The sequence below is a fragment of the Orbaceae bacterium lpD02 genome, assembly GCA_036251875.1.
GTDB lineage: Bacteria > Pseudomonadota > Gammaproteobacteria > Enterobacterales > Orbaceae > Orbus > Orbus sturtevantii.
In genome coordinates this window covers 1,685,694-1,706,164 of the sequence record CP133960.1, presented here as the reverse complement: position 1 = coordinate 1,706,164, position 20,471 = coordinate 1,685,694, and the positions used below count along the sequence as shown (strand labels likewise).

General features: G+C 39.5%; 13 protein-coding genes. 6 read left to right on the top strand and 7 right to left on the bottom strand.

The window, feature by feature from the left end; genetic code table 11:
• Window positions 1–156: 156 nt before the first annotated feature.
• From RHO12_07410 to RHO12_07385, 6 genes are all read right to left on the bottom strand, one after another.
• Window positions 157–1,305: a glycerate kinase gene (locus RHO12_07410; GenBank protein WVD65217.1), complete on the bottom strand. Its 1,149-nt coding sequence runs from the start codon at window positions 1,303–1,305 to the stop codon at window positions 157–159.
• A 62-nt stretch (window positions 1,306–1,367) separates the two neighbouring features.
• On the bottom strand, window positions 1,368–2,249 hold the full coding sequence (gene garR / locus RHO12_07405; GenBank protein WVD65216.1) for a 2-hydroxy-3-oxopropionate reductase: 882 nt from the start codon (window positions 2,247–2,249) through the stop codon (window positions 1,368–1,370).
• A gap of 39 nt (window positions 2,250–2,288) precedes the next feature.
• The gene (gene garL / locus RHO12_07400) at window positions 2,289–3,059 is read right to left on the bottom strand and encodes a 2-dehydro-3-deoxyglucarate aldolase (protein ID WVD65215.1); all 771 of its coding nucleotides are present in this window, start codon (window positions 3,057–3,059) and stop codon (window positions 2,289–2,291) included.
• 35 nt (window positions 3,060–3,094) lie between these two features.
• Window positions 3,095–4,429 (bottom strand): glucarate dehydratase, encoded by a 1,335-nt coding sequence (gene gudD, locus RHO12_07395; GenBank protein ID WVD65214.1) that lies wholly within the window; start codon window positions 4,427–4,429, stop codon window positions 3,095–3,097.
• 43 nt (window positions 4,430–4,472) lie between these two features.
• Window positions 4,473–5,813 carry an enolase C-terminal domain-like protein gene (locus tag RHO12_07390; GenBank protein WVD65213.1) on the bottom strand — a complete coding sequence of 447 codons (1,341 nt, stop codon included), beginning with the start codon at window positions 5,811–5,813 and terminating at the stop codon, window positions 4,473–4,475.
• Window positions 5,814–5,848: 35 nt separating this feature from the next.
• Window positions 5,849–7,180: an MFS transporter gene (locus RHO12_07385; GenBank protein ID WVD65212.1), complete on the bottom strand. Its 1,332-nt coding sequence runs from the start codon at window positions 7,178–7,180 to the stop codon at window positions 5,849–5,851.
• A 500-nt stretch (window positions 7,181–7,680) separates the two neighbouring features.
• Here RHO12_07385 and garD point away from each other — a divergent pair, with 500 nt between their 5' ends.
• Window positions 7,681–9,231 carry a galactarate dehydratase gene (garD, locus tag RHO12_07380; protein WVD65211.1) on the top strand — a complete coding sequence of 517 codons (1,551 nt, stop codon included), beginning with the start codon at window positions 7,681–7,683 and terminating at the stop codon, window positions 9,229–9,231.
• Between the two features lie 102 nt (window positions 9,232–9,333).
• Here garD and RHO12_07375 read toward each other — a convergent pair whose 3' ends face one another.
• Complete coding sequence (locus tag RHO12_07375; protein ID WVD65210.1) at window positions 9,334–10,488, bottom strand: sugar diacid recognition domain-containing protein; 1,155 nt, start codon at window positions 10,486–10,488, stop codon at window positions 9,334–9,336.
• Window positions 10,489–10,676: 188 nt separating this feature from the next.
• Between RHO12_07375 and RHO12_07370 the strand changes: the two genes are divergently transcribed.
• From RHO12_07370 to RHO12_07350, 5 genes are all read left to right on the top strand, one after another.
• Window positions 10,677–12,578, top strand: a complete 1,902-nt coding sequence (locus RHO12_07370; protein WVD65209.1) for an ABC transporter ATP-binding protein — start codon at window positions 10,677–10,679, stop codon at window positions 12,576–12,578.
• A 196-nt stretch (window positions 12,579–12,774) separates the two neighbouring features.
• Entirely contained in the window at window positions 12,775–16,173 is a 3,399-nt protein-coding gene (locus tag RHO12_07365; protein ID WVD65208.1) for a glycoside hydrolase family 19 protein, read from the top strand.
• A complete protein-coding gene (locus RHO12_07360; GenBank protein WVD65207.1) occupies window positions 16,173–16,913 on the top strand; it encodes a hypothetical protein in 741 nt (246 codons plus the stop codon). The genes RHO12_07365 and RHO12_07360 overlap by 1 nt, the downstream gene beginning before the upstream one ends.
• A 24-nt stretch (window positions 16,914–16,937) precedes the next feature.
• Entirely contained in the window at window positions 16,938–19,313 is a 2,376-nt protein-coding gene (locus RHO12_07355; GenBank protein WVD65206.1) for a hypothetical protein, read from the top strand.
• Entirely contained in the window at window positions 19,303–20,328 is a 1,026-nt protein-coding gene (locus RHO12_07350; protein WVD65205.1) for a hypothetical protein, read from the top strand. The genes RHO12_07355 and RHO12_07350 overlap by 11 nt, the downstream gene beginning before the upstream one ends.
• The last annotated feature ends 143 nt before the right edge of the window (window positions 20,329–20,471 follow it).

Sequence of the window (20,471 nt, the reverse complement as noted above, 5' to 3'; positions counted from 1 at the left end):
CGAATTTTACACTTGTTATTTGCTATTACAAGCGGTTAGCGATTGGGGTGGAATTTTTTATATAGCGTATTTTTAATAATAAATATTGAACCGTTTAGCGAAAACGTTAACTATTTTATAAAGGCAGTATAAATAAATTATACTGCTGATTATGATCTATTTAAATTGTGAGCCTATTTGTAATGTTGCGGCAATATTGCGAGCATTTAGACAAAGATTATACTTTGCTGTCTGCGGGTCAAGAGCTTCAGCCAAGGTTGATATTTTTGACAAAATACTAAACATGGCTGAGATACCGTATGGATAAACAAGTTCCGCGTTATTACCAAAGCTACCGACAATTGCGATCGTTGGTTTATTATATTTTTTAGCAATCGTTGCGATGCCAATAGGCACTTTGCCATTAATGCTTTGATGGTCTAAGCGTCCTTCTCCAGTAATAACGAGGTCGGCATTTTTTATGAGTTCATCTAAATTAAGTAATTCGGTAATAATTTCGATTCCAGGTTTAAGCTTGGCGTTTAAGAAGGCAAGCAGAGCCGCCCCCATTCCACCCGCAGCACCGGTACCCGGAATATGTTCAACATCAATATTGAGATCATTTTTTATGACATTAGCAAAATGTTTAAGGTTATTGTCGAGTAATTCAATGTCTATTGCATTAGCTCCTTTTTGTGGACCAAAAATGAATGAAGCGCCATTTTTCCCGGTTAGGGGGTTAGTTACATCACAAGCGACTTCAAAATCACAATTTTTTAATCGAGGATCCATCCCTGTGATATCAATTTCATTTAAATCGGCCAGAGCTTGCCCACCGTAGCCAATTTGCTGACCATTTTTATCAAGTAGTTTGATCCCTAATGCTTGTAGCATACCCGCTCCACCATCATTAGTTGCGCTGCCGCCAATGCCGATGATAAATTTTTTCACCCCTTTTTCTAACGCATGATAAATTAGCTGCCCTGTACCGTAAGATGTTGTTATTTTTGCATTTCGCTCATTGATTGGGACAAGCTCTAAACCGCTAGCCGCAGCCATTTCAATAATGGCACATTGCTTATCTTTTGAGATGCCATAAAAGGATTCATTTTTCTGGCCTAAAGGATCGATAACGACTGTTTTAATGATACTGCCACCAATGGCATTAACCATTGCCTCTACGGTCCCTTCACCACCATCAGCAACAGGTAAGAGAACATACCCTGCATCAGGGTATATCTGCGAGAACCCGGCTTTTATTGCACTTGCAACATCAGAGGCTTTCAGGCTTTCCTTAAATGAATCAGGCGCGATTACGATTTTCATACATATCCTTCCAGAGCAACTAAAGATTATTGAGTATGTTGCCATACTCAATAACAGTGGGTTTATTTAATTTCTACATGGGCTAATTTTTCATAATAACGCGCGAGTGCACTGTGGTCACACGCACCCATTCCATCCGTACGTAACGCTTGCATCATTTCCATTACCGCCGCGGTTAATGGTAATGATGTTCCTATACCATGGGAGGTGTCTAATGCATTTTGTAGATCTTTTATATGTAAATCAATCCTAAAGCCAGGTTTAAAATTACGATTTAATACCATTGGCGCTTTTGCATCAAGTACGGTACTACCAGCAAGCCCTCCTTTAATCGCTTGATAAACCAATTCAGGATTCACCCCTGCTTTTGTCGCAAGTACTAACGCTTCAGACATTGCTGCAATATTTAAAGCAACAATCACTTGATTTGCCAACTTAGTTACATTGCCAGCACCAATCTCACCTGTATAAACAACGGATCCTGCCATTGCTTTCATGATGTCATAGTATTTATCAAACACCGCTTTGTCGCCACCGACCATCACCGATAGGCTACCGTCGATTGCTTTTGGTTCGCCGCCACTAACGGGAGCATCTAGCATCGTTATGCCTTTTTTGGCTGCCTCAGCACAAATTTCGCGACTTGCTAAAGGTGCAATTGAGCTCATATCAATAATCGTTGTGCCTGCTTTTGCGCCGTCGATTATCCCATTTTCGCCAAGTACCACTTCTCTTACATGAGGTGAGTTAGGTAACATAGTAATAATTACATCACACAGCTTAGCGACTTCTTTAGCATTTTCTGCACTTTTAGCCCCAGCAGCAACAACTTCATCTACTGAAGCTTGATTTCTATCACATACTACGAGTGAATAACCTGCTTTTAATAGATTTTTACTCATAGGTTTACCCATGATCCCTAAACCAATAAAACCGATTTTCATTTTAAGCTCCTCTATTTTATTCAATCAAGATTATCTAATTTATTTTAAAAATTTATCGGCTAATGCTTGTGTTGCGCTACGTAGCAGCCCAAGATCATTGCCTACCGCAACGAACGTCGCGCCCATTGCTAAATACTCTCTAGCTTCTGCTTCTACTGGAGCTAATATGCCACCGCCCTTGCCATGTTTTTTGGCCACGTCAAAGACTTTTTTAATTGCAGCTTGAACTTCTGGGTGTTGTGGGTTACCAAAGTGGCCGAGTGATGCCGATAGATCGCTTGGACCGACGAAAATACCATCCACCCCATCAATAGCGACAATTTCCTCGACATTATCGAGCGCTTGCTGGGTTTCAATTTGTAGCATGACACAAATGTTTTGGTTAATTTTTTCAAAATAATCTTTAATTGAACCAAAAGCATTGCTGCGATGTGAAACGGAAACGCCTCTTATCCCTTCCGGTGGATAGCGAGTATAAGATACCGCTTGTTTGGCTTGTTCTACCGTTTCAATATATGGAATTAAAAAATTATAAAATCCGATATCCAATAACCGTTTAATTAATACTTGATCATTCCATGCCGGTCTGACTACGGGGGCGCTTATACTGTCTTTTAGTGCCATTAATTGGGGAATAAACGTTAATACATCATTAGTGGCATGCTCTCCATCTAATAACAACCAATCAAACCCTGCAATTCCTAATATTTCAGTTGAAATGGGATTACCTAGCGCAGCCCAACAGCCAATTAACGTTTTACGATTGGATATATCTTGTTTAAATTGATTATGGCATGTCGTTTTTTTCATAATTTACCTTCATATTTTTTATAAATAAAATGTGATTAACGCACTAAGCAAGGTTTTTTGTTATCAAATGACCAATTAGGGATTAAGTATTGCATAGCCATTGCATCATTGCGGTTGCCAAGGCCCATCGCTTTAAATAATTGATGGGCTTTCATTATTTGATCCATATCGATTTCAATGCCTAATCCAGGTTTTTCCGGTACATTTATCTTTCCCGCTACAATTTGTAACGGCTCTTTGGTTAGACGCTGATTACCTTCCTGCCAGATCCAATGGGTATCGATTGCAGTTGGATTACCTGGCGCAGCAGCAGCGACGTGCGTAAACATTGCTAGCGATATATCAAAATGGTTATTAGAGTGTGAACCCCAAGTTAAACCAAACTCATGGCACATCTGTGCAACTCTAACCGATCCATTCATCGTCCAAAAGTGAGGGTCAGCAAGAGGAATATCGACGGATTGCAGCGATAATGTATGACCCATTTGGCGCCAATCTGTCGCAATCATATTTGTTGCAGTAGGTAATCCTGTTGCTCGGCGAAATTCCGCCATTATTTCTCGCCCAGAATAACCCTGTTCTGCGCCGCAAGGATCTTCTGCGTAAGCTAATATATTTTTCAGGTATTTACCAATTTTGATAGCTTCATCTAATTTCCAGCCTCCGTTTGGATCTAATGTGACTCTTGCTTCTGGAAATTTGTGCTTTATTGCGATAACGGCTTCGGCTTCATCTTCCGCGGATAATACGCCGCCTTTAAGTTTGAAATCTTTAAAGCCATATTTTTCGTAAGTGGCTTCGGCGAAATGTGCGATTTTTTCGGGTGTTAAAGCTTCATTATGGCGCAAACGATACCATTCGCATTTTTCGTTTGGCTGGCTTTGGTATGGTAAATCTGTTTTTGTTCGGTCGCCAACATAAAATAGATAACCAAGCATTTCAACGCTATCGCGCTGTTGACCGTCGCCTAGTAGGGAGGCGACTGTAACACCAAGGTGTTTACCGAGAAGGTCAAGCATTGCGGCTTCAATAGCGGTCACAACATGGATGGTGGAGCGCTGATCAAATGTTTGATTTCCGCGACCGCCAGCATCACGATCAGCAAATTGATTACGAACGCTATTCATAACATTTTTATATTCGCCAATGTTTTTACCAATGACCAGTGGTTTGGCATCCTCTAATGTTTGAGTGACTGAGCCAACACAAGGTACTTCACCAACTCCAGTGTTGCCTGAATTATCCTTTAATATGACAATATTGCGAGTAAAATAAGGTGCATGAGCGCCGCTTAAATTGAGTAACATACTATCGTATCCAGCAACTGGATAGACATGCATTGCAGTGATAATTGGTGTTGAAAATGTCATATTGGTTTTACCTCATCTATTATAAATTATTATTAGCTATGCATTATCGAACCATACAAGGTCGCTTTTTATCAAACTGCCAGCCTGGTATTAAATATTGCATAGCAATTCCATCATCACGACTGCCATTAGCCAGCTTTTGGTGTAATTGATGTGCTTTTTCCACTTGCGGCATATCAAGTTCAATACCTAATCCTGGTTTATCGTGTAATTTAATCTTGCCGTTAGCTATTTGTAATGGCTCTTTGGTTAAACGATCTTGACCTTCTTGCCAGATCCAATGAGTATCAAGTGCAGTTGGATTTCCAGGTGCTGATGCCCCTACGTGGCTAAACATGGCAAGTGAGATATCAAAATGGTTGTTGGAGTGACAGCCCCATGTTAATCCCCATTCATGGCAAAGTTGTGCGACGCGACTTGCACCGGTTAACGTCCAAAAGTGAGGATCAGCAAGAGGGATATCGACGGCTTGCAGCATAATAGCGTGGCACATTTCTCGCCAGTTAGTGGCAACCATGTTGGTTGCGGTCGGTAAACCCGTCGCTCGGCGGAATTCTGCCATAATTTCGCGCCCAGAGTATCCATCTTCAGCGCCGCATGGATCTTCTGCATAAGTGAGTACATTATGCATACCTTTGCAGAGCTCGATAGCTTCATCTAGTCGCCAACCACCATTTGGGTCCAGCGTAATTCGAGCATCAGGGAAATGCTGTTTAAGAGCGGTAACGGTTACGATTTCTTGTTCGCCAGCGAGTACGCCACCTTTCATTTTAAAATCTTTAAAGCCATAACGATCTTTAGCGGCGGCGGCAAGTTCAATAACCGCGGACGTATTCATTGCGCATTGCCTCCTGATTTTATACCAGTTATGACCATCCGATTTAGGTTTAGCATAAGCTAAATTTGTTTTGCTATCATCGCCAATATAGAATAGATAGCCGAGTACGGTGACTTCATCTCTTTGTTTGCCCGAACCGAGTAATTCAGCAACCGGGACATTTAAAAATTGCCCCATAAGATCGAGCAGTGCGGCTTCTAAAGCCGCTACCGCATTGACTCTTAATTCAAATGTCCACGCTCCTTTGCCAAAGGTATCATAATCAGCATCAAGATAACCTTGGTGCATATTATTCACAATACGCTTAAAAAGTGATATTGGCTGGTCTTGTACATGTGAAATAGCTTCTTTTAATGCATTTTCTATCGTTGCTCCCCCAGGGGCTTCACCAACACCAGTATGGCCTGCATTATCTTTTAAGATAACAATGTTGCGAGTAAAATAAGGTCCATGAGCGCCGCCAATATTCATTAACATACTGTCATAACCTGCAACTGGAATGACTTGCATAGCGGTAATAATTGGTACTGATTGTGTATTCATCATAAATTTCCTCTTATGATCCTTAGGCGTAATGATGGTTATTTTTTTAGTTCCATACGATTAATCGGGCCAACCAAAACTAAGTAGCTAAATGCTGCAATTAAAGCGTGTACGGCAACAAATACTAGCGCCCATTCAAAACGACCCGTCCATGCAACAATATAACCAATGATGATCGGCGAAATGATGCTCGAAGCATTACCAAACATATTAAATAATCCACCAGCAAGGCCACTCATCTCTTTTGGCGCGGTGTCAGCCATAACTGCCCAGCCTAATGCGCCAATGCCTTTGCCAAAAAAAGCTAAAGACATAAAGAAAATGACGAGCGCGATTGAATCAACGTAATTACAAAAAATCATCGTCATTGAGAGTAACATGCCTGTGACGATAGGGGTTTTGCGTGATATCGAAAGTGAGTTGGTTTTTCGCATTAAATAATCAGAGAATACGCCGCCACTTATGCCACCAACAAATCCTGCAATAGCAGGGACTGCTGCCGCGAAGCCAACCGCTTTAATGTTCATGCCTCTTTCTGTCGCTAAATAAATAGGAAACCATGAAATAAAGAAAAACGTTAGGCAATTAATACAATATTGACCTAAATATACTCCTAATAGCATTCTATTCGTTATGAGTTGTAATAGGTAACTCAGCTTTGGACCCTGTTTTTTCCCACCACTCTTTTTTTGATCCATATCAATTAACGCTCCCCCTTCTTTGATATAGTCAACTTCAGCCTCATTTGCCCAGGGGTGATCTTTGGGGTTACGGATAACCACTAACGTTGCGATGCTAACTAAGATGCCAATACCGCCCATGAAAAAGAACACGGATTGCCAACCATATTCATGAGTAAGCCAGCCCATAATAGGAGCAAAAATGACGGTGGCAAAATATTGCGCTGAGTTAAAAATAGCAACTGCCGTTGCCCTTTCTTTAGCGGGAAACCAGGCCGCGGTGATCCGGCTATTACCCGGAAATGAAGGTGCCTCAGCAAATCCCATTAGAAAACGGAAAGTGAACAGCATAATAATCGCCCAAGCACCAATAAAAAAGTGAACAGTACCTTGTAAGAGGGTAAAAATGGACCAAAATGCAATACTTAAAAAATAGACCCGCTTCGAGCCAAATCGATCAAGTAACCAGCCACCCGGTAATTGACCTATAACGTAGGCAATACCGAATGAGGACATAACCCAACCCATATCTGCAGCGTTAAAACCAAGCTCACCTTGCATCGCTTTCCCTGCAATGCCTAGCGTTGCTCTATCACCATAGTTAACGGCGGTCACAATAAATAAAAATACGACTATCATCCAGCGAGCGTTGCTTCTTTTGTACAGATTCGTTTTAATGCTTATTTCCATTTTTAACCCCTAAACTTATTAACTTTATAATTTTCTATTGGGTGACGGTGAACTAGAAAATAAATTAATAACGCTAATATTAAAATTAATTGGCAATTAGTATGGAGAGATTAGCAATAAAGGTCATTGGGCAAATGTATAGAATATTGGTGAATTAAATGATTATTTATGTGATGAGTTACTAAATAATGTTAACTCCTTCACATAAAATAATTCAATAAGTTGATTTATGTGATACTCATCACTTAGATATAGTCAAATTCACAAAATTAGCTATATTTTTATGTAAAAAATTGGCTTTTTAACAATATTATTTTATCCATTTTTACTTAATATATAGTGATAAAAGCCTTTTATTACTAGTCTTTGTGGTATTGCACTATTTTTAATAGTGAGGGTGTTTGCGGTGAGCTCACATGCTGTAATTCTCATATAACCAATTATTTAATAAGTAAGTAGTAGATAGCCGAAGCGTTATAACATAATATTTGGAGCAAAAAATGGCCAATCATTTAGACAAGCCACTCTATATCAAGATACATGAAATAGACAATGTCGCTATTATTGTTAATGACAATGGATTAACAAAAGGGACCATCTTTGCTGATGGATTAATATTGCAAGACGATATTCCACAAGGACATAAAGTCGCGTTAACTAATATCGATAAAGATCAGGCTATTATTCGTTATGGTGAAACTATTGGTTATGCAATAGTTGATATTAAAAAAGGGAGCTGGATTAATGAGTCTATCACTAAAATGCCAACAGCACCTGAATTGGATGAATTAGCGATTGCGACTAAAATTCCACCACCGCTTCCGCCACTGGAAGGCTATACTTTTGAAGGCTACCGTAATGCAGATGGATCTGTTGGAACACGTAATATACTTGGGATCACAATGAGTGTTAATTGTGTATCTGGTGTTGTCGAGTATGTAGCGAAGCTAATTGAGCGTGATTTATTGCAGAAGTACCCTAACGTAGATGGCGTGGTCGCTTTAACCCATTTGTATGGCTGTGGTGTTGCGATTGATGCACCTGCCGCGATAGTGCCGATTCGTTCAATTCATAATCTTGCAAAAAATCCTAATTTTGGTGGGGAAATAATGGTGGTAAGCCTTGGCTGTGAAAAATTTCAACCTGCGAGATTATTAAAAGGTACAGCCGATACCATTCCGATTAGATTACAAAGTAGCGATGATGTGATTACTTTACAAGATGAGCATGGCTTTAAGGCCATGGTTGAACATATTTTAGTTGTTGCAGAAAAGCATTTGCAGCGATTAAATCAGCGTAAGCGTGAGACCGTGCCAGCATCAGAGCTGATTGTAGGGATGCAATGTGGTGGCAGTGATGCATTTTCCGGTGTTACCTCAAACCCATCGGTCGGTTTTGCCTCGGATTTGCTTGTTCGAGCCGGTGCTACGGTGATGTTTTCAGAAGTGACAGAAGTGCGTGATGGTATTCATCTTCTAACGCCAAGAGCGGTTAATGAACAGGTCGGTAAAGCGCTCATTCGTGAGATGCAATGGTATGATGATTATTTGGCTGCAGGAAAGGTCGATCGAAGTGCCAATACGACACCGGGGAATAAAAAAGGGGGCCTTAATAATATTGTTGAGAAGGCAATGGGGTCTATTGCCAAATCAGGTAAAAGTGCTATCGTTGAAGTGCTCTCTCCTGGGCAAAAACCAACTAAAAAAGGCTTAATTTTTGCAGCAACGCCTGCCAGTGATTTTGTTTGTGGCTCTCAGCAAGTTGCATCTGGTATTACCGTGCAAGTATTTACTACCGGGCGAGGGACACCTTACGGGCTTGCAATGGTGCCTGTTATTAAAATGTCTAGCCGTAATCTTGTCGCTGAGCAATGGTTTGACCTAATTGATATTAGTGCGGGTGATATTGCGATTGGTAAAGCAAGCATTGAAGACATCGGTTGGCGGCTTTTTTACCTTATTTTAGCTGTGGCGAGTGGCAAAAAGCCTTGGTCAGATCATTGGGGCTTACACAATCCTCTCGCTATTTTTAATCCCGCACCGATAACGTAGCCGTCAATTATTGCCAAATAATCATCTATTTTTTAGGATGGTTATTTGGCGGTATAGCATTATATTTTTTTATACTAGCTTAGTCACATGTAAAATCGTTGCTTATTTATCTAGTTGTAGCGCGATATAAAGTAGCATTCGGTCATCAAATTTGGTTAAATTAAGATCGGTCAATTTAGCAATTTTATTTAAGCGATATTCTAATGTGTTACGGTGAATAAACAATTTATCAGCTGTTTCGCTATTTTGTAAATTGTGATTAAACCAGGTGAGTAGCGTTTTTTGCAATACGCCATTTCGGTCTGATAGTTTCAATTTTTTTAGTGGTAGCAAAAGTTCCTCTGCTTGCCAATCATAGCTTAAACCATGTAGTAACACAGGTAGAATAAGCTCTTGATAGTAATAATTACGTAAATCAGGCATTCTTTGCTTACCAATTAGCATGGTGGTTTTAGCCGTTTGATAAGATTTGGCGATACTATCGCAGCCCTGAGTGAAGAAGTTACCTAATGCAATGCGGATCTCTAAAGGGCTAGAGTTTTTTATTTGCGAGATTAGGTTTTCTAATTTTTTTTGATGTTCGGTGAGATCCCAACGGTTAAAACGGTTTAGAGCCGGAATTAGGACTACGATTTCAGTTAATGATTGAATCGCAACCAAGCTATTTTTGGTGACCGATTCTAATGCATTTTGTAGGTTTTGTAGTTCACTCATTGCACTTTCAATACCTAATTGTCCACTGTCTATTTCAACTACGGCAGCTACTCGTGGTAATGTTAGGTCAATATTGAGCTTTCTTCCCCATTCAGATAAGTTTGTGCTTAAGTTATCCGATTGTATTAAAGACAGTATGAGTTCTTCTTTTATGCGATTATCTTGTGAGATTTCATGCAATAGCTGCGCTTGTTCCATCATCATTTCAGCCGACATACAAACCAGCTTGCCAAATTGAGTGATATTTTCTGGTTTTCCTGTTAAACCAATTACACCGACTATTTGTTCATTGAGATGTAAGGGGAGATTTACGCCAGGTTTAACGCCATGTAGTTGTTGTGCTGTCGCATGATCAATCGATACCACTCTTTTTTGTGAAATAGCAAGCATGGCACCTTCATGAATTTCGCCAATTCGATCCAAATCGCCACTACCAATAATACGACCATGCGCATCCATTACATTAATATTGCAATCAATAATTTTCATCGTTCTATCGACAATTTCTTTGGCTAATTGACTTGTTAAATTGTAACTATGCATTACCACATATCTCAGTTTTAATTAATTATTTTGTTGGTGGTTGTTTAGGTGCAAACATCACCATTTGGTTATCATATACAATTGATCCTTCATCACAAGATTGTTGATAAAAGAGTGTGAAGTTAGTCGTTATTTAACAATTTTTTTGTTAGGATAGGCAGCTAAAAAGTTAAGTTAGATATAAGAATATGATTATCCTATCCTCAATACAGATCCGCCGTGGTATTAATTTACTCTTAGATAATGCCTCGGCAAAAATTAACCCAGGTCAGAAAGTGGGGCTTGTTGGTAAAAATGGTTCGGGTAAGTCAACGCTATTTGCCTTAATAAAAGGTGAAATTGTCGCCGATGCTGGTGAGCTTTCGATACCTAATCATTGGCAACTTGCCTGGGTAAACCAAGAGACGCCGGCGGTTGACATGGCGGCTATCGACTATGCTATTGATGGTGATCGGGAATATCGCAAGTTAGAACATGAACTTGCCGTAGCTAATGAAAAAAACGAAGGTAACCAAATTGCGTTAATTCATAGCAAACTTGATGTTATTGATGCTTGGACCATTCAAGCAAGAGCCGCATCTTTACTCAATGGGTTGGGGTTCTCTCAAGAACAACTTACTCAGCCAGTTAAGTCTTTTTCTGGTGGTTGGCGTATGCGTCTTAATCTGGCGCAAGCACTGATGTGCCGTTCCGATCTATTATTGCTCGATGAACCGACCAACCATTTAGATCTCGATGCGGTTATGTGGCTAGAAAAGTGGCTAAAAAGCTATAATGGCACGCTGTTGCTGATTTCCCATGATCGTGATTTTTTAGATCCTTTAGTCGATAAAATTATTCATATTGAGCAACAATCACTATTTGAGTATTCGGGTAATTACTCTTCCTTTGAAATCCAACGTGCGAGTAAACTCGCTCAGCAGCAATCACTTTATGAACATCAACAATTAAAAGTTGCTCATTTACAACATTATATTGATCGATTTCGAGCTAAAGCAACTAAGGCTAAACAGGCGCAAAGTCGCATAAAAATGCTAGAGCGGATGGAAAAAATTGCCCCTGCACATGTTGATAATCCTTTTCATTTTTCATTTCGAGCGCCAGATTCTTTGCCTAGCCCACTATTAACGATGGAAAAAGTGGTTGCTGGTTATAGTAATAAAATTATCTTAGATAATATTAAATTAAATCTTGTCCCAGGCTCTCGTATCGGCTTACTCGGTCGCAATGGCGCAGGGAAATCAACATTGATTAAGTTACTTGCTGGAGAGCTAGCGCCAATATCGGGTAAGATGGCACTCGCTAAAGGCATACAGTTAGGCTATTTTGCCCAACATCAACTAGAATATTTGCGAGCAGATGAATCACCACTTTGGCATTTAACCCAAATTGCCGATGTTAAAAATAGTGAACAGGTACTCCGTAATTACCTTGGCGGTTTTGATTTCCGTGGTGATAAAGTGACCGAACCGGTAAGGACCTTTTCTGGGGGAGAGAAGGCTAGGTTAGTATTAGGTTTAATTGTATGGCAACGTCCTAATTTACTCCTTTTAGATGAACCGACTAACCATTTAGATCTTGATATGCGTCAAGCTTTAACTGAAGCCTTGATGGATTTTGAGGGGGCATTGGTTGTGGTCTCTCATGATAGGCATTTGCTACGTTCGACTACCGATGAGTTTTATCTGGTTCATAATCAGCGTGTTGAGCAGTTTGATGGTGATTTAGATGATTATCAAAAATGGCTTGCTGAGGAGCAGAAAATAAGCCCGATTGACGCGGTGGAAGAGTCGACCAGTAACCTTTCGGCGCAAGATAAAAAAGAGCAGAAAAGGCGAGAGGCAGAATTACGAACGCAATTACAACCGCTGAAAAAGTCACTGCAAAAAGCCGAAGCGATGATGGATAAGCTAGCAAATGATCTTAAAGATATTGAAGTTAAGCTTGCTGATCCGGCTATCTATGAGCAAGGACAGAAAGAAGCACTAACCAATTTGCTCCTAAAACAGAGCCAGACCAGAGCAGAGCTTGATGAGAGTGAAATGGCATGGTTTGACATTCAAAATGAAATTGAGCGTTTTAGGCGTTAATGCTGATAAAAAGAGTCCTTATTGCGCGACATATCCCAAAAATTACTTAATATAAGCCTATGGCAGGATAACGATCCTTAAAATAAGGAACTTTTTATAGCCGCCGAGCCACTAACTGTTTTCGGTAATAGTCAAAAAAAATGGTTGTGTTAAAATTCTGTGCCTAAAATAAAATAGTGACCAAGGACGAGTTACCATGACAATAAAAAAAGTTACCCATTTTATCTTCCCCGTTGGCGATAAAATATTGAGCCAAGATGCCTACTATCGCGCCCTGTCCGAGGCGAAAAATGGTTTTTATCCGTTTAGCGAAAATGGCTTATGGCATGGTGGCATTCATATTGATGATGGCGTGTTTAAAAACGTCAGTCGTAATGACAATATGCTTCGCTGTATGGCGCAGGGTGAAGTGATTGCCTATCGGGTCAACTCGGTTTACCCAAAAGTAACCTATGAAGACACGCTGCCCCCTACGTCACCATTAGTGAATGGTCGAGAACGCGTAGCCTATTTTTCAACCAGTTTTACCTTAGTCCGTCACTATTTTGCTATGCCCAAGGTGGCAGGTGAAACAGATCCCCCGCCAAGCATAACGCTTTATAGTTTATATATGCATCAACTCGATTGGTATGGTTATCAAGAGTTAGCCAAAGAAGCGTCCTTAGCGCAGCCGCAGTACTGGCACTTAATATCAGGGCGCGTGAGCAGTCACTGCAAAGACCCAATCAGAGGTACCATTGTCCGTCATAATGGCGCAAAAACCCCTGGTGTCGCCTTATTACTTAAAGGTAGCAAAATCAAGCTTGGCGACCAAATTAATAAGAGCGGATGGTATAAATTAGAATCGATTATTGAAGGTGGCTTAGTAAACAGCAATGGAACGTTTTACGCAGATTTGGTGTCAATAACTGGATATGTGTTCGGTAAAGAGATTGGCTCCATTGAGTCCGATCCCACAACCCATAAAAATACGGTTTATACGGTAAATAAAGACAATAACGATAAAATTGGTTCACCGGAGGTTAGCGTAGCGGGGATTACGGTATACGCCAATAAAGAGGGTAAGGATGTTTTAGCCTACTTGCCCAAAGAGACACGGTTTGAGTTTGATGGACAAGAAGATGGCTATGCAAAAATTAAAAAAATTCAAACCAATTATATCCCTACAAGCTTAAAAGTTGAAGGTGGTGCAACGGCTGATTCGCCGCACCACGGTTGGGTAAAGGTCGCGAACTTAACTGGGCTGGGCTATGAACCTAAAGCGCTTGATAAGGTGGTGGTACTCGATAGTCCGATGGCGATTAGTGCCGGTGACTTTATCGGCTATTTAGGACACAATGTGAGTAGTAATGGTCAGTTTTCACAAGCTAAAAGGCAAGTTTTAGCCACTGAAAAACGCCCTTCTAATCACAAACTCACCTTACAAGGGCACGTGGAATTATTTACCTGTGACGATTTACCGGCGTTTATCACTAAAACCCGTCTACTTGCCGATAAGTTACCAGAGAGCGAAAAAAACCTTATCTTGGTTGAAGAAGGGGCGCAGCTTATTAGTGAAAGCCCAAGTGATGGCGAAATATTAACCGGTCGGTACATTAGCCTGATTGGCTCACCGCGTGAGAGTTGCTATATACAGGCGCATGTTTATTATGTGCTTAATATCAATCGCCAGCACTGTCATGCTGAGCAAGTTATTGAAGCGCATACCTTACCTGATGGCGCATGGGATAGTCTTGCTGCCCCTCAGCCAACCACCTACCGCTTAACTGCGGCAGATAAAGCGCAACTGATTACTTACTATCAATTTCAATATCCAGAGTTAACGGTTGCTAATATTCCTGATACAGCGCTGCTTATTGGTTATGCGTCGTCATTTTCTGACTCCAGCCTGAGCACCTTATCAGACGGTAACACGCACCATGGCGCGCGTGATGAAGTACAGCTGCGCTTTAGTTTAGTGGGCGGTGACAGCGCTTATTGGGTTAACGCATGTGATGTTATGCACTTGCAAGGTGGCGAAGGTCAGTTAAATCAGCCTATCGCCTATTGGCAGACCTTCCCTTTAACCTTAACAAACTTGCCTGCGGCAGATAACTCTAATACCGTTTATTACCCACGCACGCTACCGCTTGCCTCACTTAAGAGTGATAACCATATCGCTATCGATAAGGAGGCTAATCACTGGGCCTATATTACCGCCGGTAATCAACTCGGCAGCCCGATTAGGGGATGGGTGAATATTAGCAAAGGCGCTACTGATTATCGCCAACCGCATATTAAACGAGTCAGCCCGTGGGCATGGACAGGATATTCAACCATCAAAGAGACCGCCAATGTAGCTAACTTTGTTGAAAAGCTACAGACTAATCGTAAGATGACGTTAGATTTAAATGATTACACTGAATCAATGTCGGCAATGCACCATATTTTAACTAAGACGCCCCTTAGCAAGGCGCTGCCTTACGTTTTACCGCCCTTCACCCATAAACAGCTACAAATGGGATTACAAACACCGTGGACGGCAGAGCTTATCAGCCGCTTAGCGATAAACTATGAGAGTGAATGGTATAGCGATGAAAGTTTAAGCAAATGGAATGAGATTGATGAGCTTTATCAAAAGCAGACCGAGCAAAAACGCCAAGCGATTATTGACGAGTTAACTAAAGCAGAGATAACTGCTCCAGTGTTACGTCAACATGCGTGTGGGATACTCGATAAAAACGCTGCATACCGAATAAATGAATGGCAGCTAGAAAAACAACACCGCATTAAACCGTCGCTATGGTGGGATGAAGTCGCTAAGGCGCAGGCAGCAAAAAGCACAACAGATACAACAGCGACGACCAACCAACCCGTCTTATCCAATTTATCAGCAGATGGTAAAGCATGGTATCTGCATCCGGTGGGGATGGAAGGGTTTGTTATTGGCGAAGATTATTTAATAACAGTAGAACTAATTGAAAAAATAACAGGGAAAACGGGAAATTGGTTTAATGGTAAAGGGAGTGATAAAAAGTTTCAAGAAATGTTTAAAGCTACACACCCTAATGTATACCAATTAGATAAAGAAAATTTTGTATCATTATTTAATTCTTGTTTGCAGAAATATAATATTACTAGCCCTTATCACAAAGCGCATTTTCTTTCTCAATGTTTTCATGAGTCAGCTAATTTTGAATCAACTCTAGAATTCGCATCTGGAAGAGGATATGATCCAGGTCGACATAAAAATGCAATCAAACATGGAAATACTGAGATAGGAGACGGTCCGAAATATAGGGGAAGGGGGCTAATTCAACTTACATGGAAAAATAATTATAAAGATTACTCTTTATTTAAAAATATTGATTTTGTATCAAATCCTGATTTGATATCTCAAAATATGGAATATGCAATAGATGTTTCTTGCTGGTTTTGGCGTTGTCATGGAGGATTATATAAAAAATATAATGCAAAAGGTGATATTAATATCTTAATAGATAATGAAAAAAATAATGTTAAATTAGTTACATTGGCGGTAAATGGTGGGGAGAATGGGTTGCAGCATCGAATGAACCTTTTTAATGCGATAAAGCGTGAGTGGGAACTTAAATAATGCTTAAAAATTACATACTAAAACTTATAATTTTATTTTTTATTTTTTTTTCAACGATAAGCTATGCAGAGCTTACATACCATCAGCTTGATAAGTCAATCTATAGCTGTACAAATGGAGGGGGAATCTGTGATATATTTAAGGTTCCTGACGAGTTAGAGGATTACATTATTGATAGTAATTTATCTATAGATACCTTTTTTGGGAAAAAATATTTGTTAACAACGCTTAAAAATAATTCTACAGCTAATACTTGTTACACTTTATATCTTATTGATAATAATACAGTACAAAGTGATGAAATCTATTTATTGGAGGAAAATCATAGCCTTTGTTTATATGAAAAAATTGGTCACCAATTAATTAATAGTTTCCGAGATGGTGCAAAATGGTATGAAACATTATACCAAGAAAAAAATGGTTATTATCAATTAGTATTGACAGATGAATGTATTGGTTGCGGAATGATTCAAAGATTTTATGTAGATAGCAATAAATACGCTATGGTTACAGATAATGAATTATTGAATATGAGAGAAGCTATAACTAAAGAAATCAAAAAACGAACTATTTTATTAAATAGCCCAATGATAACAGATAAAACAAAAATGTATTTAGTCACTGGTGATAAGGTTAGGTTGCTTCAACGACAGGATGATTTTTATTTAATCGAATATAATAGCCAAAAAAAGGGGCTTATTCATAAATGGCTACATTGTTCAGCAATTGACGCGTGTTAGTATGTACCAATAGTTTTTATTGCTGTGGGCAAACTCGACTATGAACCTAAAGCGCTTGATAAGGTGGTGGTACTCGATAGTCCGATGGCGATTAGTGCCGGTGACTTTATCGGCTATTTAGGACACAATGTGAGTAGTAATGGTCAGTTTTCACAAGCTAAAAGGCAAGTTTTAGCCACTGAAAAACGCCCTTCTAATCACAAACTCACCTTACAAGGGCACGTGGAATTATTTACCTGTGACGATTTACCGGCGTTTATCACTAAAACTCGTCTACTTGCCGATAAATTGCCAGAGAGCGAAAAAAACCTTATCTTGGTTGAAGAAGGGGCGCAGCTTATTAGTGAAAGCCCAAGTGATGGCGAAATATTAACCGGTCGGCGCATTAGCCTGATTGGCTCACCGCGTGAGAGTTGCTATATACAGGCGCATGTTTATTATGTGCTTAATATCAATCGCCAGGACTGCCATGCTGAGCAAGTTATTGATACCCATACCTTACCTGATGGCGCATGGGATAGTCTTGCTGACCCTCAGCCAACCACCTACCGCTTAACTGCGGCAGATAAAGCCCAACTGATTACCTACTATCAATTTCAATATCCAGAGTTAACAGTCGCTAATATTCCTGATACGGCGCTGCTTATTGGTTATGCGCCGTCATTTTCTGACTCCAGCCTGAGCACCTTATCAGACGGTAACATGCACCATGGCGTGCGTGATGAGGTGCAGCTGCGCTTTAGTTTAGTGGGCGGTGACAGCGCTTATTGGGTTAACGCATGTGATGTTATGCACTTACAAGGCGGTGAAGGTAAGTTAAATCAGCCTATCGCCTATTGGAAAACCTTCCCTTTAAGCTTAACAAACTTACCCGCGGCAGATAACTCTAATACCGTTTATTACCCACGCACGCTACCGCTTGCCTCACTTAAGAGTGATAACCATATCGCTATCGATAAGGAGGCTAATCACTGGGCCTATATTACCGCCGGTAATCAACTCGGCAGCCCGATTAGGGGATGGGTGAATATTAGCAAAGGCGCTACTGATTATCGCCAACCGCATATTAAACGAGTCAGCCCGTGGGCATGGACAGGATATTCAACCATCAAAGAGACCGCCAATGTGGCTAACTTTGTTGAAAAGCAACAGACTAATCGTAAGATGACGTTAGATTTAAATGATTACACTGAATCAATGTCGGCAATGCACCATATTTTAACTAAGACGCCCCTTAGCAAGGCGCTGCCTTACGTTTTACCGCCCTTCACCCATAAACAGCTACAAATGGGATTACAAACACCGTGGACGGCAGAGCTTATCGGCCGCTTAGCGATAAACTATGAGAGTGAATGGTATGCAGACCAAAGCTTAAGCAAATGGAATGAGATTGATGAACTTTATCAAAAGCAGACCGAGCAAAAACGCCAAGCGATTATTGACGAGTTAACTAAAGCAGAGATAACTGCTCCAGTGTTACGTCAACATGCGTGTGGGATACTCGATAAAAACGCGGCATACCGAATAAATGAATGGCAGTTAGAAAAGCAACACCGCATTAAACCCTCGCTATGGTGGGATGAAGTGGCTAAGGCGCAGGCAGCGCAGAGTACAACAGATACCGCAACAACTGGCCAACCTGTCTTATCCAACTTAGCTGCAGACGGTAAAGCGTGGCATTTGCATCCGGTGGGGATGACGGAGTTTAAACTTTCAGGTGCATTAATTAATGTTGAATTGTTCCTCAGATTATATGAACAGCAACATCAGCTTTTTGCTGCTGGTACTCCTAAATTAAATAACATTTCAAAAAATGCGATACGTTTAATTATAGAGAGTATTAATGTTTTCTATGAAGAACACCCTGAATATATTACAAATATTTATGAAGTTTCATATATGCTAGCAACGGCTAGACATGAATCTTCGTATGGAAATAATTACTTTTCTGAAACAAGAGAACGAGGTTCCGTTTCTTATTTTAATAGATATGATCCAATTCTTGCAGACTCCGCGGTAAGAAAAAAAGTAGCTATGTTAAATGGTAACACTTTGCAGGGTGATGGTTATAAATATAGAGGCCGAGGATTAGTACAGCTAACATGGAAAAATAATTATCAAGCGGCAACAAATTATTTTAATATTGATTTTATTAATAATCCAGACAAAGCTAGCGAGTATGGTTATGCTGTACCTATAATGATCTGGGGTATGAGATACGGTATTTTTACGACGAGAAAATTATCTAGATATATTAATAAAAACAGGGTCGACTATGAAGAGGCAAGAAGAGTAATAAATGGTCAAGATAAAAAGAAACTTATAGCATCTTATGCTCAACGATTTGAATCAATTCTTCGCCAAACATCGTTGCTAACTGAGGATTTTTATGATGATTAGGCAGTTTTTTTTGTGGTCTTTTTTAAGTTATAGTTTTGTTTGTTGCGCAACAGATAATTGCATAAACAAAGAGTCAAGTGAGCCTCATGTTTTTTATCAAAACAATAAAAGCTATAATTTTAGTTCTTATGATTGTGATTGTGATAAGCAAAGGTTTATAAGTCCAACTATTTTAAAAATTGAAAGTAATGATCTCAATATTACATTAAAAAATATTATTGGACATAAAGGGATGGACGATAGCGGTATATTAGATTGGAATAATAGGCCATCTTTATATTTTTATAGCGGTTCATCAACAAGAACTGAAGCATATATGACATTATCTATCGAAAATAAAGCAATTTTTATTGATTGTATTTATGTAAGTAATAGATTGAAGAATCTTATCAATACACAATATTCATTTTGTGGTCAACATCAATTAATCGTTGATGAATTAGATCTTGAAAGCTTAATTCCTGATTTCTATCTAGAACCATTATTTGAAACTACAGATTATTCATTAGTTGATCAACATTCATTAAATCAACCTTTTGATATATTTATTGGTAAAATAGATGATTTGAGTATTTATCGACGGTATTTGTCTCAAAATGATTACATGTCAGAAGAATATGACCTTATCGTCTCTTCAAAAGATAAACAGTATCAATTTAAAAATTCGAAGGTCTATCAAAGAATGACAAATGAGTCTAATTTTATAGGGCTAGATGTTATAACTGAAAATCATGATATTGCCTTTTATGATAAAAAATCATTATTAAAATTATTAAATACATCAACGGATAAAAGGGATATCCAAGCTTATATTCAAAGGGATAGAGCAACACTTTATAATGAACCGAATGATAAACATTCAATAAAGATGTATCTAGTTAAAGGTGACATAGTTATTATTCTAGATGAATATTGGGATGAAAATAATAAGTTATGGTTTAAAGTAAGTTACAGAAGTAAAAAACTTGGAGAAATAGTTAAATGGATAAAAAGTAATGCCTTTAACCATTTTTAGACGATAGCTTATAATATTAATAAAAAATCGGTGATATTCGTTGAACAATATACGCAGCTGAGCGGTGAATCACGATTACTAGCTCGAAAGGTGAATGCTGTTATGCACAGGCCAATGTCTATCATCTATTGAGTTTCAATCGC

What these genes read in the sequence shown, in the direction of transcription:
- RHO12_07360 (WVD65207.1), top strand. Translation starts at nt 16,173, where the DNA reads ATGCTTAAAAATTACATACTAAAACTTATAATTTTATTTTTTATTTTT.
- RHO12_07370 (WVD65209.1), top strand. Translation starts at nt 10,677, where the DNA reads ATGATTATCCTATCCTCAATACAGATCCGCCGTGGTATTAATTTACTC.
- garR (WVD65216.1), bottom strand. Translation starts at nt 2,249, where the DNA reads ATGAAAATCGGTTTTATTGGTTTAGGGATCATGGGTAAACCTATGAGT.
- RHO12_07350 (WVD65205.1), top strand. Translation starts at nt 19,303, where the DNA reads ATGATGATTAGGCAGTTTTTTTTGTGGTCTTTTTTAAGTTATAGTTTT.
- garD (WVD65211.1), top strand. Translation starts at nt 7,681, where the DNA reads ATGGCCAATCATTTAGACAAGCCACTCTATATCAAGATACATGAAATA.
- RHO12_07365 (WVD65208.1), top strand. Translation starts at nt 12,775, where the DNA reads ATGACAATAAAAAAAGTTACCCATTTTATCTTCCCCGTTGGCGATAAA.
- gudD (WVD65214.1), bottom strand. Translation starts at nt 4,429, where the DNA reads ATGACATTTTCAACACCAATTATCACTGCAATGCATGTCTATCCAGTT.
- RHO12_07410 (WVD65217.1), bottom strand. Translation starts at nt 1,305, where the DNA reads ATGAAAATCGTAATCGCGCCTGATTCATTTAAGGAAAGCCTGAAAGCC.
- RHO12_07385 (WVD65212.1), bottom strand. Translation starts at nt 7,180, where the DNA reads ATGGAAATAAGCATTAAAACGAATCTGTACAAAAGAAGCAACGCTCGC.
- RHO12_07375 (WVD65210.1), bottom strand. Translation starts at nt 10,488, where the DNA reads ATGCATAGTTACAATTTAACAAGTCAATTAGCCAAAGAAATTGTCGAT.
- RHO12_07390 (WVD65213.1), bottom strand. Translation starts at nt 5,813, where the DNA reads ATGATGAATACACAATCAGTACCAATTATTACCGCTATGCAAGTCATT.
- garL (WVD65215.1), bottom strand. Translation starts at nt 3,059, where the DNA reads ATGAAAAAAACGACATGCCATAATCAATTTAAACAAGATATATCCAAT.